Source organism: Flavobacterium sp. ENC (assembly GCF_020991415.1).
Classification (GTDB): Bacteria; Bacteroidota; Bacteroidia; order Flavobacteriales; family Flavobacteriaceae; genus Flavobacterium.
Genome location: NZ_JAJMOY010000005.1, coordinates 90649 through 106077 on the forward strand (window position 1 = coordinate 90649; position 15429 = coordinate 106077).

Consider the following 15429-nt stretch of genomic DNA (forward strand, 5'->3'; position numbering starts at 1 on the left):
GAGTTGCTAAGGTGCTGAGTTTTTTTTTTAAACCTAGATTATTTTTCAATTCTACAATAAAAAAAGCCAGTTAAAAATAATTTTTAACTGGCTTTTTATGTACAAAGATTTACAAATCTTAGAATCTCAGCACCTTAGAACCTTTATATAGGTTTATAATTCTTCACTTCCCATTTTTTGGAAGCCAGATCAATATAGTTATAATGCAAAACATCATTTTTGTCGAACTGACCGTTTTGATTGGTATCCTCAATAGTCCTGAAATACAAACGGCTTTTGGAATCAATTAAACTCCAATCTACCAATTCCTGAAAGTCTTCAGAAACTTTAGTGAAATTCTCTCCACTAATATCACTCAGGTACAATGTTTTAATATCTCCGCCATCAATTTTACCATCTTTATTGGTATCAGAATCCGCCAGAGTATAGACCATGATTTGGTTTTTAGTTTTATCTGCCACTGTTTTCAGGTAAGTAGCCGTTAAGATCAAAGCAGGTTTATCCGTGAGAGACCTAATAGAATCAGAATCTGTTTTTTGAAATTTCAGATTTTGCAGATACCCTGTAATTTCATATTCGCCTAAATTTGAAATGGTAAAACTCACATCGTTTACGCTTGAAGATCCGTAACGTGCTTTTGTTCCTTTTTCAAATACTCTCAAATCACCAACCGGATGAATTAAATAATCCGTTCCTTCCATCTGAATCGGCAAATCTGCCACTTCAATCTGGGTGGAATCCGTTTTATTTACGACACTTGCCTTATTAGACGCATCATAAATTACTTTTGGTTTCTGCGCTTCATCTTTGCAACTTACTAAGCTTCCGATGATTGCTAAGGCTATATATTTTAATGAATTTTTCATCTGGTCTAATTATATGGGATATCAAATATAGTATTTTTGATTGTATTATCCGTTTCATTTTACTTAAACGGGAATTTCTCAAAACAAGTATTTATTTTAAGCAATTTAATTATAATCTCGCATTCAGCTTAATATTAAAAACTCTCGACGTCATATAATTCGGAATTGCATATTGGTTTTTAGAATAAACATCCCTTACCCATGTATTGGTTATGGCATTTTGATTATTGAATACATTAAAAATCTCCACACCCACAGACAGTTCTTTAAAGTTTTTCAGCCAGTTTGTCTTCGCACTTTTGGTACTGCTGTCCACAAAAACTTTAGCAAAGCCAATATCTGCCCTACGATAATCGTTCAGTCGGTTCTGATATAAATAAGGATCTGAATACGACGGAGCTCCTCCGGGCAGGCCTGTATTATATACCAAATTCAGGTACATTTTAACGCTTGGGATATTCGGCATATAATCCTGAAACAACATGGCAAATTTCAAACGCTGATCTGTTGGCCGTGCAATATATCCTTTATCCTCGTAGTTTTCCTCCGTTTTCAGATAACCGAAACTTATCCAGGATTCGGTCCCGGGAACGAATTCTCCGTTCAGCCTGAAATCAAGGCCTTGTGCATACGCTTTTGCATTATTATTGGCCACATATCGAATACGAACATTATCTATGGAGTAGGTATTGACATCGGTCAGCGATTTATAATACAGCTCCGTCACCCATTTGAAAGGGCGGTCCCACATTTTGAAGCTATAATCATTACTGAAAACAATATGTACGGATTGCTGCGCTTTCACGTTCGGATTCACCACACCGTTCAGATCCCGAAGTTCCCTGTAAAAAGGGGGCTGATGATACAATCCTCCTGAAAGCCTGAAAACCATATCCATGTCCCAATCCGGTTTCAGCGCAAACTGCGCTCTCGGACTAAAAACGATCTGGTTTTTTCCTTCTTCCGAAGCGCCCGAAACTGTCCAGCTTTGAAAACGCGCTCCCAGATTACACCAAACCTGGCTGGAGCCCAATTCTGTTTTCTGATTCCATTGCGCGTAACTGGAAAATCGGTTTATTGTATTGAAATTAGTGGCACGAACATCCTGATAAGGCAATAAAGGCCCGGTGTAAGGCTCGTAAGGCTGATTGTTTTCCGGAAGAATTACAAGTGGCGGATTTACAGAAAATCCGGCCGAATCTATCACTTCCCATTCTATTACTCTGTCACGGATTGATTCTCTGGTATACTTCAAGCCAAATTCCAGCTGGCTGTCTCTCCACTCTTTAGCCCCTTTTATTTCTGCATTGGCAATTAGGGCATCCAGATCATTACGGGCATGATTGAGCTGCGAACCGATTCCGCGGGTAAAATCAACATCCTCAGGATTGGTTGTCCCGTCGGGATTCACATTTCCCAGTCGGTATTGCGCGAGAATATCAAAATGTTCCTCTTCTTTGGTATGAAACAAAGAACCGATAAATTTAAAAGTTAAGGTGGGCGAAACTTTGTAAGTCGTTTTCAGAGCACCAAAATAAGTATCGTACTGATCTTTTTCCCTGCCTTCATAATAAACCGCAAGTGCCATAGGCTGGTCTATAGTGCCAAATTTAGTTTCACGTGTTAAAGGCTGGTATAAATATTTGTTTTGCGAAATATTTCCTAGAAAGCTCATTTGCCATTTTTCAGAAATATCATAATTTACATTGGTCTGAACATCTACAAAAGTAGGAGTATAATTGGTTTGAGTATCCTGACTGTTTACCAGCAAACTATTATTTCGGTACCGGACTCCTGTCACAGCCGACCATTTTTTATTTTTGGAAACCGCATCGACAGACGCACTTCCGCCCAGCAAACTGGCTTCCAGTGAAGCTCCGAATTCTGTAGGTTTTCTGTATGTAATATCTAAAACAGAAGAAAGTTTATCTCCAAATTTCGCCTGAAATCCTCCGGCAGAAAAATCAACATTCTGAACTAAATCGGTATTCGTAAAGCTCAGACCTTCCTGCTGCCCCGAACGAATCAGAAAAGGGCGGTAAACTTCAATCTCATTCACATACACCAGATTCTCATCATAATTACCGCCTCGTACCGCATATTGGGTACTAAGTTCATTATTTGAATTCACTCCGGGTAGTGTTTTCAGGATGTTTTCGATTCCGGCATTTGCCCCCGGGATTTTCTTAATGGTTGCCGCATCGATAACCGTAATTCCCTGAACCCGTTTTTTATTTTTAGAAGACACAAAAACTTCCCCCATTTGTTCCTGGGCATTACTCATGACGGGATTAAAGACAAAAATTTCATTTGGTTTTAAGTTTACCGTGAGGCTCATCATTTTTAAGGAAATGTGAGTAAAAATCAATACCGCTTTTCTATTGGAAGGGACTTCAATTTCAAAAAAACCATCAGCATTGGTCTGAGTAGCATTTCCCGATGAAGAAATATTTACATCAGAGACAGGCTGCTTTTCATTATTTAAAATGATTCCTTTAATACGGGCATTTTGGGCAAATGAAACATAACCAGTGCACAAAAAAAGGAAAACGAATATTAATCTACTATAATTCAAGCGTTTTGATTTTATTTTGGTTGACTTCTAAAAAAGTGAGTTTCAAAGATAGCAGAATTACCTACATTATCAACTACTTCAATTTTTAAATCATTTGCACCTTCTGCGACAATCCCATCCTCAAACTTGTGCGTAATTTTTCTGGTTTTGTTATCATATTCCAACAAAATCCAGTTTCCGTTCAGATACCCGTTGTACGATTTTATCCCGGACAAGCTATCTCCTATCGTAAACTCAAGTGTTTTTACATCACTGATCCATTTGTCCTGAATGGGCTTATTAATTTTTATTACCGGAGCAATAGTATCCAGAACCAATCCGTATTGTCCTAATATTTTCGATTTAGCTGTAAAAACATCCCCTTTTCGGGTTGTTGCATTGTAGCTTCTGCTGTTACCGCTAATTCTTCCAATAAATAATTTATCTCGTAAATCTTCTGAATAAACAGAATCTTTTATGGTTATCGTGAAATTGGAATGTACCGGAACAACATCCTCGTGAATATAAATCCGGTTGTTTTTCACATCAAAATTCATATTAAAATCATCGTAAAAAGTACCGGCAGGAAAAAACACCGACATATTATCTTTTTCGAAATTGGAGTCTTTATTATAGCGAACAAAATATTTTGAGGTATTCGTTTCGGCACTAACAATTGGTGCGGCCGGATCGTATTCTATCGGTACAGTAACAGAGTTAAAATTTCCAAAATAATCCGACACTTCTATACGGTATGTTGAAGCCAGATTTGGATCGACAGCGATAATACCACGAAGTGAATCTGTTTTGATAATACTCAAAGGAAAAGGCGTTTTCATAAACAGTTTCTGCACGCGCTGACCGGATTTTTTATATTTCGGATAATCGATCAAAGCATTTACATAACGCATTTCATCAAACGAATAGGTATTAAACTGATAGTTGTAGTTTTGGTTTCCGTTTAAAAAAGTACTCACATTAAAGACTCCGTTTTTATTATTGGAAACATCGTCAAAATCTACAGCAGAGATCCCGAAACCGATTTTGCCATTTGCTTTTACTTTACCAGCCAGGTAGGTTCCGTCTTTCTGAAGTGCAAGACTCAGTAATAGCGGCTGTTTTGACTGGTTTACAACTGTATTTTCTGCAACAGGATAAACATATAAACTCGAGATGGTTGGTTTTTTACTGTCTTTTATATTCTGATCAAAACCAAAAAACATCGGATTAATCACAAATTCCGTTTTAGAATCACGGATTTCAAAATGCAGGTGAGGGCCTTCAGAAGATCCGGTATTTCCGGAAAGCGCAATCAGTTGTCCCTTTGTAACAGGTAACTCTTCTGGTTTTGGGAACAATTCGATTTCAAAAGACTGTCCGGCATACTGCGCCTTCTGAACATAATCCTGAATTGGGCCAATAGCAATTTGCAAATGCCCGTAAACAGAAGTATATCCATTTGGATGTGTGATATAGATACATTTGCCATTACCGAAAGTCGACATTTTTATTCTGGAAACATATCCATCGGCAACTGCGTAAACATTTAAACCTTCTCGCTGATTGGTTTTCAAATCGAAACCCGCATGGAAATGATTCGGTCTCAACTCCCCGAAATTACCGGAAAGCTGCATTGGAATATCAAGAGGCGGACGAAAATAATCTTTAGGATATTGTGTCTGAGCAAAAATAAAATTACAGAAAAACAGTGTAAGTAGTGAAAATCTCATAAGCAACATTTTTGCTAAGATAAAAAATTACGAAGCCAAAACCGAGTAAAACGCTACAAAAATACAATTCATTGAATTTCATATATTTGTCTATTTTTAATGCAAAAAAAGCGATAAAAAATTGCATTAATAAAAAGGAATACTAACTTTGTATGATTAAGTAATGAATAGGATTTATAATGAGTGTAATTGCCGAAATAATTGATACTCTTGAATATAAAATCGAAAAGCTTTTTGAAAAGTCAAAAGGATTAGAGAAAAACAATCAGGAACTTAGATTACAACTAGCCAAAGCTGCGCAAATTATCCAGAAACAATCTGAAGAAATGGAAGCTTTGAGAAAGCAATATGAGACACTTAAAATAGCCAATTCGTTGCTTGGCAGCGACAATAACAAGAGAGAGACAAAGCTTAAAATAAATTCATTAATTCGCGAAATTGATTACTGTATAGCACAATTATCAGACTAGAAACATGGACGAAAAGCTTAGAATTAAAATATCAATTGCAGATCGGGTATACCCATTAACAGTAGAACCGAATCAGGAAGAAGGGCTAAGAAGCGCTTCTAAGAAAATTGATGTGATGATCAAGCAATTTGAAGAAAGTTATGCGGTCCGCGACAAGCAGGATGTACTGGCCATGTGTGCCTTGCAGTTTGCTTCACAAGTAGAACAAAAACAAATTGACTACACTATCGATAGCGAGGATATCGAAAGAATTAAAAGATTAAATTTGCTTTTAGATCAATATCTCGAAAATTAAACGTTCTTTACAGAAACTAAGATACTGCCTACATTAGTTCATTTTTGGTAAACTCAACACTAACAATTTAGAATGAGCGAATCATCACTACTAAAGCATGCCACGCTTTTTGCGAGGAAACTTGAACAGTGAGTTAGCTCAAAACTTGTCTTTACGAGTTTATTCAAGCAATTAATGTAGGCTTTTTTTATATATAAATTTTAACAAACATGGACATCATAACGATCATTATTTCAGGTATCGTCGGAATTGCAGCGGGGTTTGCAATTGCTAAAGTTATCGAAAAAAGCAATATTTCTAATCTAATCAAAAACGCCAAAAAGGAAGCGGCTTCAATTTTAAAAGACGCTAATTTAGAAGCTGAAAATATTAAAAAAGACAAAATTCTTCAGGCAAAAGAACGTTTTATCGAATTAAAATCCGAGCACGAACAAGTGATTTTAGCACGCGATAAAAAAGTAGCCGAAGTAGAAAAAAGAGTCAGAGACAAAGAATCACAAATCTCAAATGAGCTTTCAAAAGCCAAAAAAGTAAATGATGATTTTGAAGCTAAAACTCAGGAATACAACAGCAAAATTGAACTTTTAGACAAAAAACAAACTGAAGTTGACAAATTACATAAAAGTCAATTGCAACAGCTTGAAGTAATTTCAGGACTTTCTGCAGAAGAAGCAAAAGAACAATTGGTAGAAGGCTTAAAAGCGGAAGCCAAGAGCAAAGCGATGTCTCATATTCAGGATACGATTGAAGAGGCAAAACTTACTGCACAGCAGGAAGCTAAAAAAATCATCATCAATACCATTCAGAGAGTTGGAACTGAAGAAGCAGTAGAGAATTGCGTTTCTGTTTTCAACATTGAATCGGATGATGTAAAAGGTAGAATTATTGGCCGTGAAGGTCGTAACATCAGAGCGCTTGAAGCTGCAACCGGAGTGGAAATCATTGTTGACGATACACCGGAAGCAATTATCCTTTCCTGTTTTGACCCTGTTCGTAGAGAAATTGCACGTTTGTCATTACACAAACTGGTAACTGACGGACGTATTCACCCGGCAAGAATTGAAGAAGTGGTTGCTAAAACAGCCAAACAAATTGATGACGAAATCATTGAAGTGGGTAAACGTACGGTGATCGACTTAGGAATTCACGGATTACATCCTGAACTGATAAAAGTCGTTGGCCGAATGAAATACCGTTCTTCTTACGGACAAAATCTATTACAACACTCCAGAGAAGTTTCTAAACTTTGTGGTATCATGGCAGCTGAATTAGGCTTAAATGTAAAACTGGCCAAAAGAGCCGGTTTACTTCACGATATTGGTAAAGTTCCGGACACTGAAAGTGATTTACCTCACGCATTATTAGGAATGCAATGGGCTGAGAAATATGGGGAAAAAGAAGAAGTTTGCAACGCGATTGGAGCCCACCACGACGAGATTGAAATGAAATCATTATTATCTCCGATTGTTCAGGTTTGTGATGCTATCTCAGGTGCAAGACCAGGTGCAAGACGTCAGGTTTTAGATTCTTACATTCAGCGTTTGAAAGATCTTGAGGAAGTAGCTTACGGATTCAGCGGTGTCAAAAATGCTTATGCGATCCAGGCAGGTAGAGAACTTCGTGTAATCGTTGAAAGCGAAAAAGTTTCTGATGACAATGCAGCCAACTTATCTTTTGAGATTTCACAAAAAATCCAAACCGAAATGACTTATCCGGGTCAGGTAAAAGTAACCGTAATCAGGGAAACAAGGGCAGTTAACATTGCGAAGTAATCTAAGAATTCATATAAACAACAAAGGCTGCCTTTTTAAAGACAGCCTTTGTTGTTTATAGTATTAAAATTATTCTTTTACATATCATTAAATACAATTTTAAAGCTCGTCCCTACTCCTACTTCACTTTCAACAAAAACAGTTCCTTTCATCGCTTCGATTTGATTTCGGGTAATGTACAATCCAATACCGCGGGCTTCCTGATGCTTATGGAATGTCTTATACATCCCGAATAATAAATCGCCGTACACCGCGAGATCAATTCCCAGGCCGTTATCTGTAATCTTCAGTGATTTGTATCCCTCGGGTTCGATTCCAAAATCAAAAACAATGACAGGATCCCTGTCCGGATGCGCATATTTTATGGCATTTGTGGTAAAATTCAATAAAACACTTTCCAGATATGCCGGGTTAAAATTTATGGTCAGGTATTGCGGAACATTGTTTACAATAGTTACATTTTTTTGTTTGTCATATCCTTTTATCGTAAAACTGGTTTTCTCAATATATTCACTAAGTTTCAAAGGAACCACTACAATATTGATATTGCTTTGTGTTTTTACAATCTGCGTCAGATTCGAAATGGTTTCATTCAGATCATTGGAAACCGTTCGCAAATGCTGCAGCATTTCATTGACCGTCAGTTTATCCACGTCGGCATCTATAAAGTCCAGAATCGATTTTATATTACCGGCTTGTGTATTCAGATTATGCGAAACAATATGGGAAAAATTCAGTAAGCGACTGTTCTGGTCGCTGTAAAGCTTCATTGTTTTAAGAAGTTCCAGCTCTTTTTCTTTCTGTAAAGAGACATCGGTGTGCGTTCCGATAACACGCAAAGGCTTTCCCTTTTCATCTCTTTTGATTACTTTTCCCCTGTCTAATATCCATTTGTAATTACCGCTTGAAGTCATTACCCGATGGTAGTTTTCATAATACGGGATCTTATTATCAAAGTGCTCCTGAATGTCTGAATAGTATTTCGGCAAATCATCGGGATGCACAATTTTATCCCAGCGTTCCGGATCATCAAAAATATCTGCTGACTCTAATTCTAAAATTTTAAGGGATAAGGAAGAATAAAAAACACTGTTGGTGACCATATCCCAATCCCAAATACCCGCTGTTGCGGCTTCGAGTGCAAATTGAAAACGTTCTTCTGAAATGCGGAGTTTTTCTTCCTTGTCTTTTAAATCTGTAATATCAGAAACATGTCCAAAAAAACTAACACAGCCATCCGGAGCCAATTCAGTTTTAGAGGAAATTTTAAACCAGCGCAATCCTTTTTTAGGAAGGACCGCCCTAAACTCGATATCCCAGGGCTTTACTTCTTTTCTGGCTTTTACCAGAGACTGAAAGAACATTTCCCTGTCGGGAGAAAATATCCGGTCGTAAATAACAAATATAATATCGGTCGTAAAATCACTTACGGAAAGCTCAAAAATATCATCAGCTGCTTTACTGATAAGTGGAAAAGAATACTTATTATCGCAGTCAATAACAAACTGAAAGATTAAATCCGGAATTTCGGCGAATAATTTCCTGTAAAAATTATTTACTTCTAAGCAATCTTCATTTTCATATAAATCAAAAACCATACATCACTTATTTTTTAATTTGAATTATTCCGCCTTATTCAATCCAAAGAAAGAAAAATAAGGTTATGACTCTTCCTTCTTACTAAAATAGGATACAAGATATTAAAATTTAAAAAGAAAAACGGCTGTTTGTTAAAATTATTGCCCGAAATTATTTCCTCGGATGAAAAGAATGTATCACTTCTTTGAGGAAACTTCTGTCTAAGTGAACATAAATTTCCGTGGTTGTAATAGACTCATGTCCAAGCATTAACTGAATAGATCTTAAATCTGCACCATTCTCGAGTAAGTGCGTGGCAAACGAATGGCGCAAAGTATGGGGACTAATTTTTTTATTTAAACCGACTTTAACAGCCAGGTCTTTTATAATGGCAAAAATCATGGATCTTGTAAGCTGGCTTCCTCTTCGGTTTAAAAACAGCGTATCCTCAAAGCCTTTTTTAATGTTAAGTTCGCTTCTTACTGCATTCTGATAAATCCGAATGTATTTTTCCGTCAGCTTGCCAATCGGGACAAACCGTTCTTTGTTTCCTTTACCGGTGATTTTAACGAAGCCTTCCTCAAAATACAAGTCAGAAATCTTAAGGGAAACCAGTTCCGAAACACGAAGTCCGCAACCGTAAAGCGTTTCTAAAATCGCACGGTTTCGTTCTCCTTCATTCGAACTCAGATCAATAGCGGCAATCAGGGAGTCGATTTCCTGAACCGATAGGGTATCCGGCAGTTTACGTCCGGTTTTTGGGGTTTCTATCAATTCCAGTGGGTTGTCTTTTCGATAATCCTCAAAAACCAAATAATTAAAAAAGCTTTTCAATCCCGAAATAATGCGCGCCTGAGAACGCGGATTAACTTCTTTTGAAACGGCATAAATGAACTGCTGAACGGTTTCATCAGTAATCTTTAAAGGTGAAACTTCAATCTGATTCGTTTCTAAAAAAAGACACAACCGTTCAATATCAAAACCATAATTCTCAATAGTATTTTTAGACAAACCTCTCTCGATTCGCAAATAGGATTGATAATCTTTTATGTAGGTATTCCATTTCATACGCGCAAAGTAAAACATTTTTAGGCATAAAAAAACCTTCTTAGAAATAAGAAGGTTTTAAAAATATTTCAATTCAGATTAGAATTTATAAGCTAAAGAAAGCGCAAGGTTACTATTTTTTGCACTGTCGTAATAATCACCTTCATCTTCAATATCTGCATCATCAGCAAGAGGTGATAAACCAATTGTATAACGAAGATTAATAGAAAGATTATCAGTAAAATTATATCCAGCACCTAAGTTAAAACCTAAATCTACACTCTTGAAAGAATCTTTAACATCTTCACCATCTAATTTTGCAGATAGTAAAACTCCAAGTTGAGGACCTGCTTCAACACTAAATTTTTCTACTATGTAATATTTTGCTAAAACAGGAATATTTAAATAATTTGTTTTAACATCAAAATCTCCTCCAAATCCACCTTCAATCGTAGTTCCCTGAGTAGAAAACAAAAGTTCTGGCTGAATCGCTAATTTTTCAATAATTTTAATTTCGGCAAAACCTCCAACGTGGAAACCTACTAAAGATTTGGTATCTTCAACATCTCCGCCTGCCCAATTTGAAAGGTTTAAACCTCCTTTTACCCCAAATCTTGTTTTCTGAGCATTTGCAAATCCAAATACTAAAATCGCCATAATTGATAAAACAATTTTTTTCATTTTTTTATTTTGTTAAAGTTTAGAAAACAAACGTATAAAACACATGTTAAAATTCCTAATAAATTAAATTAAAAAACAATTATCAAAAAGTAAAAGAAATGAATCATTCAATTTTCTAGAAGCCTGATTTAAAATATATTAGTATTATTATTCTCACTAAATCAATAATCAAATAAGAGTTACGGACATCTAAAAATTAACAATTAAAATCTCTCAAATTAAAAAACGACAGATAACTTTTAGATAAAAACAATAAGATCTTTATAAATATAATAAAGACTACACACAACTCATAATATACTTATTATCAATATATTAAAAACATATAAAAAGTATTTTATTAAATAAAAAAGCAAAGAAGTGTGAATTTTAATAAAAATTTTAACTAAAACATAAAACAATAAAAATCATAATAAGTAGTTTTGAACTGTTAATAACATTTAAAAACAAATACCAAACTTTAAAAACATTTTTATGAAAAAGATACTTTTAGCAGCTGCATTGTTCATCGCAACATCAGCAACAATTCAGGCTCAATTATTACAAATCGGAGCTAAAGCGGGGGTTAACTTTGCCAGTCAGACAGGAGATGCATCTTTAAACGGTGTAGCATTCGATAAAGACGGAATTACCAGCTATCATGTAGGTGTAGTCGCTGAAATCAAATTATTGGAAAAATTCTCTATTCAGCCAGAGCTTTTGTACTCTACACAAGGAGCAACATACAAAAATGCCGTGGATGAATTTAAAAATGAATTAGGTTATTTATCTATTCCTGTGATGGCTAAAATCTATATGACAAAATCATTGAGTTTAGAAGTAGGACCACAAGCTTCCTTCTTATTGAGTGAAAAAAATGATTTTGATGTAAAAGATGCCGAAACTTTTGAATTTGGTGTTAATGCAGGTTTAGGATTAAAAATTACTAAAAATATTTTCGTTCAGGCTCGTTACGGTCTTGGATTGACAGAAGCTTCAAAAAATGCAGATGTTAAAAACTCAAACGTACAATTATCAGCAGGATTCATGTTCTAAAATAATATCACATACTTTTATAAAAACCGCTCTGTTAATTGGAGCGGTTTTTTTATTTTTACATGCTTTGTTAAATGTATTCCACAAAATATGAACAGGAATCATTGCCCATTATTAAATAAAATTACACTATGAAAATCTGCATTATCAACGGACCCAATTTGAATCTTTTAGGAAAAAGAGAACCCGAAGTTTACGGAAGCCAGACTTTTGAAGACTATTTTGAAACCTTGCAGCAAAAATATCAAAACATAGAACTTTCCTATTACCAAAGTAATATTGAAGGCGAACTGATTGGCAAAATACAGGAGTGCGGTTTTACCTTTGACGGAATAATTTTAAATGCCGGTGCTTACACACATACTTCTATTGGTTTGGGTGATGCCATCAAAGCAGTGACTACTCCGGTTATTGAAGTTCATATTTCGAATACCTATGCACGTGAAAGCTTCAGGCACCAATCGTATTTGTCCGGAAATGCCAAAGGTGTCATCTTAGGTTTTGGACTAAAAAGTTACGATTTGGCGATTCAGTCTTTTTTGTAATGCTTTATTTAACAAATTTTTAATAACACCGATTTTAAGTTATTCTATTTTTGTGAAAGAAATAACTTTCATGAGAAACTATACTTTATTTGCCTTTTTACTTTTTTCGCTTTCTAACTTTGCCCAGATCAAAGGAACCATAACCGATGAAAAAGGAAACCCATTGCCTTTTGTTTCTGTTTTTGAAGAAAACACGTATACAGGAACCACAGCAAACGAGCAGGGACAATACCAACTCAATGTAAAAGAACCCGGAAAAAACAAAATTACGTTTCAGTATTTGGGTTTTAAAACGCAAAAAATAACCATTTCTCCCGATTCCAAAGTAATCCTTCTGGATGTTAAAATGCAGGAAGAAAGTTTTGCCTTAAATGAAGTAGTGATTGATCCTAAAAACAATCCTGCAAATGCCATCATCAGAAGTGCAATTGCCAACAAAAAAGAAAATTCCGAAAAAACTTCCCGCTTCACCGCAGATTTTTATTCGAAAGGGATGTTTAAAGTAAAGGACCTTCCCAAAAAAATATTAGGACAGAAGGTAGATCTGGGAGAAGACATGTCCTCCAATTTAGATTCTACCGGAACAGGAATTCTTTACCTGTCGGAAACCATTTCGAAGGTGAGTTATGAAAAACCAGACAAACTCAAAGAAAAAATTATAGCCTCAAAAATTTCAGGGAACAACAGAGGATACAGCTACAATACCGCTGCCTTATCGACCTACGATTTTTACGATAATACTTTGGATTTTGACATTAAACTCATTTCTCCAATTGCCGATAATGCCTTCAGTTATTACAAATACAAACTGGAAGGTACCTTTTTTGATGCGAATAATCACGAAATAAACAAAATAAAAGTAATCCCAAAACGGGACAAAGAGCCTGTTTTTGAAGGATATATTTATATTGTTGACGACAGCTTTGCGATTTATGCGATAGAATTAGACATAAAAGGCTATCGAATGAAGAATGAACTTACGGAGATAATGACATTAAAACAAAGCTTTAATTATAATACAGAAAACAAAATATGGTCTAAAAATGCACAGACTTTATCCTTTAAAGCAGGTGCTTTCGGTATTAAATTTTCTGGGCAATTCAATTATGTTTATTCGAATTATGAGTTTCCGGCTTCGTTTGCAAAGAAAACTTTCGGAAACGAAATTGTTGCTTTTGAAGCCAATTCCAATAAAAAAGACGATGCCTTCTGGAATCAGATCCGTCCGATTCCTTTAACAATCGAGGAAAGCAGTGATTATAATAAAAAAGACAGCCTGCAGACCATTCGTAAATCCCAGAAATACACCGATTCAATTGATGCCAAAAACAATAAATTTAAAGTCTGGGATATTTTAAAAGGGTATGAGTACAAAAATACTTTTAAGAAATATTCTTTTGAATATGACGGTCTGCTAAACATTACTTCTTTAAGTTTTAATACCGTTCAGGGATTTAATTTTAATTCGGGTTTTTCCTTTAAAAACTGGAATGAGGAAAAAGGGAAAAGCACTTCTCTAAGCACGACCTTTAATTATGGTTTTTCGGAGGAACGTTTTAGGGCAACTGGAGAATTCAGCCATCGTTTTAACACCATAAATTACGCCTCTATTGCCGTTTCAGGAGGAACAAAAGTAGCACAATTCAACAGTGCTGAGCCTATAACAAAGTTTGTCAATTCTATAAGCTCGTTGTTTTTTAAAGACAACTATATGAAATTGTACAACCTGGAATTTGCCCAAATCAATTACAACCAATATGTTGCCAACGGAATAAACCTGAATGGTAAAATTGCATACGAACAGCGAAAGCCTCTTTTTAATACAACCGATTATTCTTTCTTTAAAAGGGATGATATTTATTCGTCTAATAATCCGCTGGCACCAAACGATTTCGAAACTCCTGCTTTCCATCAGCATCATGTTTTCAAGGCCAATATTACGGCACGCATTAATTTTGGGAATAAATACATTTCAAGACCCGACGGAAGATATAATATTAAGAACGACAAGTACCCTACCTTGTTTTTCTCTTATGAAAAGGCCTTCGCCGCCAGCACAAAAAACTATGAATTCGAGCGACTTGCAGCCGCAGTACAATATGATTTATCGTTAGGAAACAAAGGTTTACTGGGAACCAGTTTCAAAGCAGGAAAGTTCTTTAATGCCGAAAACATATCTTTTATAGATTACAAACATTTTAACGGAAACCAGACCCATATCGGAACAAGCGATCGCTACCTGAATGTTTTCAATTTAATGCCCTATTACGCTAACAGCACAAATGACAGTTATTTCGAAGCACATTTCGAATACAACGACACGGGATTTCTGATGAATAAAATCCCGGTACTGAATCTGCTAAAATCAACCCTGAACTTAGGTTTTCATTCACTGGCAATTCCGGACAGAAAACCTTATTCTGAATTTACGGTTGGTTTAGACAATCTGGGTTTTGGAAAATTTAAACTTTTCAGAGTAGATTATGTGCATTCTTATCAGGGCGGAATACAGCAAAACGGAGTTGTTTTCGGACTGAAGATTTTGAATGTTTTGGATTAGTTTTTTTTTTAAAAGGGGCTAAGATACTAAGTTGCTAAGGTTCTGAGTTACTGAGCTTAAATCCTGACGGATTTTCGATTATTTGTAACTTTGTCTGTCATATATATTTTTTCACGCAGATTTGGCAGATTGAGCAGATTAAAGTTTCGTTTGGGTGAAGAAGAAATGCACAAAAAAACCGATTATTCTTTTTAAGAGTAATCGGTTTTGTTTTATTTAAAAAAATGCATAAGCATTTAACCTCTGTCCCTTTGCACCTTTGTTCCTCAGAACCTTAGCCACTCAGCACCTTTACC

At 35.6% G+C, this 15429-nt stretch carries 12 protein-coding genes and 1 other RNA gene; 7 read left to right on the forward strand and 6 right to left on the reverse strand.

Annotated features, from left to right (window positions below):
• Positions 1-143 precede the first annotated feature (143 nt).
• The 3 genes from LPB89_RS14405 to LPB89_RS14415 form a co-directional block, all read right to left on the reverse strand.
• Positions 144-866, reverse strand: a complete 723-nt coding sequence (locus LPB89_RS14405) for a hypothetical protein (RefSeq protein ID WP_230702450.1) — start codon at positions 864-866, stop codon at positions 144-146.
• Positions 867-975: 109 nt separating this feature from the next.
• A complete protein-coding gene (locus LPB89_RS14410; RefSeq protein WP_230702451.1) occupies positions 976-3441 on the reverse strand; it encodes a carboxypeptidase-like regulatory domain-containing protein in 2466 nt (821 codons plus the stop codon).
• 11 nt (positions 3442-3452) lie between these two features.
• Positions 3453-5150, reverse strand: a complete 1698-nt coding sequence (locus tag LPB89_RS14415; RefSeq protein ID WP_230702452.1) for a M23 family metallopeptidase — start codon at positions 5148-5150, stop codon at positions 3453-3455.
• A 179-nt stretch (positions 5151-5329) separates the two neighbouring features.
• Here LPB89_RS14415 and LPB89_RS14420 point away from each other — a divergent pair, with 179 nt between their 5' ends.
• The 4 genes from LPB89_RS14420 to rny all read left to right on the forward strand — a co-directional run bounded on the left by LPB89_RS14420 (position 5330) and on the right by rny (position 7687).
• The gene (locus LPB89_RS14420) at positions 5330-5620 is read left to right on the forward strand and encodes a hypothetical protein (RefSeq protein WP_230702453.1); all 291 of its coding nucleotides are present in this window, start codon (positions 5330-5332) and stop codon (positions 5618-5620) included.
• A gap of 4 nt (positions 5621-5624) precedes the next feature.
• A complete protein-coding gene (locus LPB89_RS14425; protein ID WP_127339844.1) occupies positions 5625-5915 on the forward strand; it encodes a cell division protein ZapA in 291 nt (96 codons plus the stop codon).
• A 51-nt stretch (positions 5916-5966) separates the two neighbouring features.
• A non-coding RNA gene (gene ssrS / locus LPB89_RS14430) (6S RNA) lies at positions 5967-6076 on the forward strand.
• 48 nt (positions 6077-6124) lie between these two features.
• Positions 6125-7687 carry a ribonuclease Y gene (rny, locus tag LPB89_RS14435; protein WP_127339845.1) on the forward strand — a complete coding sequence of 521 codons (1563 nt, stop codon included), beginning with the start codon at positions 6125-6127 and terminating at the stop codon, positions 7685-7687.
• 77 nt (positions 7688-7764) lie between these two features.
• On the opposite strand, the gene LPB89_RS14440 is transcribed toward rny, so the two are convergent.
• The 3 genes from LPB89_RS14440 to LPB89_RS14450 form a co-directional block, all read right to left on the reverse strand.
• Entirely contained in the window at positions 7765-9285 is a 1521-nt protein-coding gene (locus LPB89_RS14440) for a PAS domain-containing protein (RefSeq protein WP_230702454.1), read from the reverse strand.
• Positions 9286-9436: 151 nt separating this feature from the next.
• A complete protein-coding gene (gene xerD / locus LPB89_RS14445) occupies positions 9437-10333 on the reverse strand; it encodes a site-specific tyrosine recombinase XerD (RefSeq protein WP_230702455.1) in 897 nt (298 codons plus the stop codon).
• 78 nt (positions 10334-10411) lie between these two features.
• Positions 10412-10993 carry a porin family protein gene (locus LPB89_RS14450; protein ID WP_230702456.1) on the reverse strand — a complete coding sequence of 194 codons (582 nt, stop codon included), beginning with the start codon at positions 10991-10993 and terminating at the stop codon, positions 10412-10414.
• A gap of 474 nt (positions 10994-11467) precedes the next feature.
• On the opposite strand from LPB89_RS14450, the gene LPB89_RS14455 reads away from it, so the two are divergent.
• From LPB89_RS14455 to LPB89_RS14465, 3 genes are all read left to right on the forward strand, one after another.
• Positions 11468-12028 carry a porin family protein gene (locus LPB89_RS14455; RefSeq protein ID WP_127339849.1) on the forward strand — a complete coding sequence of 187 codons (561 nt, stop codon included), beginning with the start codon at positions 11468-11470 and terminating at the stop codon, positions 12026-12028.
• Between the two features lie 131 nt (positions 12029-12159).
• Positions 12160-12573, forward strand: a complete 414-nt coding sequence (gene aroQ, locus LPB89_RS14460) for a type II 3-dehydroquinate dehydratase (RefSeq protein ID WP_230702457.1) — start codon at positions 12160-12162, stop codon at positions 12571-12573.
• 70 nt (positions 12574-12643) lie between these two features.
• The gene (locus tag LPB89_RS14465; protein ID WP_230702458.1) at positions 12644-15133 is read left to right on the forward strand and encodes a DUF5686 and carboxypeptidase regulatory-like domain-containing protein; all 2490 of its coding nucleotides are present in this window, start codon (positions 12644-12646) and stop codon (positions 15131-15133) included.
• Positions 15134-15429 lie beyond the last annotated feature (296 nt).

Bases quoted from the DNA above. Each gene is read 5' to 3' on its own strand.
- LPB89_RS14425 (WP_127339844.1), top strand. From the start codon at position 5,625: ATGGACGAAAAGCTTAGAATTAAAATATCAATTGCAGATCGGGTATAC.
- LPB89_RS14455 (WP_127339849.1), top strand. From the start codon at position 11,468: ATGAAAAAGATACTTTTAGCAGCTGCATTGTTCATCGCAACATCAGCA.
- rny (WP_127339845.1), top strand. From the start codon at position 6,125: ATGGACATCATAACGATCATTATTTCAGGTATCGTCGGAATTGCAGCG.
- LPB89_RS14420 (WP_230702453.1), top strand. From the start codon at position 5,330: ATGAGTGTAATTGCCGAAATAATTGATACTCTTGAATATAAAATCGAA.
- aroQ (WP_230702457.1), top strand. From the start codon at position 12,160: ATGAAAATCTGCATTATCAACGGACCCAATTTGAATCTTTTAGGAAAA.
- LPB89_RS14415 (WP_230702452.1), bottom strand. From the start codon at position 5,150: ATGAGATTTTCACTACTTACACTGTTTTTCTGTAATTTTATTTTTGCT.
- xerD (WP_230702455.1), bottom strand. From the start codon at position 10,333: ATGAAATGGAATACCTACATAAAAGATTATCAATCCTATTTGCGAATC.
- LPB89_RS14440 (WP_230702454.1), bottom strand. From the start codon at position 9,285: ATGGTTTTTGATTTATATGAAAATGAAGATTGCTTAGAAGTAAATAAT.
- LPB89_RS14405 (WP_230702450.1), bottom strand. From the start codon at position 866: ATGAAAAATTCATTAAAATATATAGCCTTAGCAATCATCGGAAGCTTA.
- LPB89_RS14465 (WP_230702458.1), top strand. From the start codon at position 12,644: ATGAGAAACTATACTTTATTTGCCTTTTTACTTTTTTCGCTTTCTAAC.
- LPB89_RS14450 (WP_230702456.1), bottom strand. From the start codon at position 10,993: ATGAAAAAAATTGTTTTATCAATTATGGCGATTTTAGTATTTGGATTT.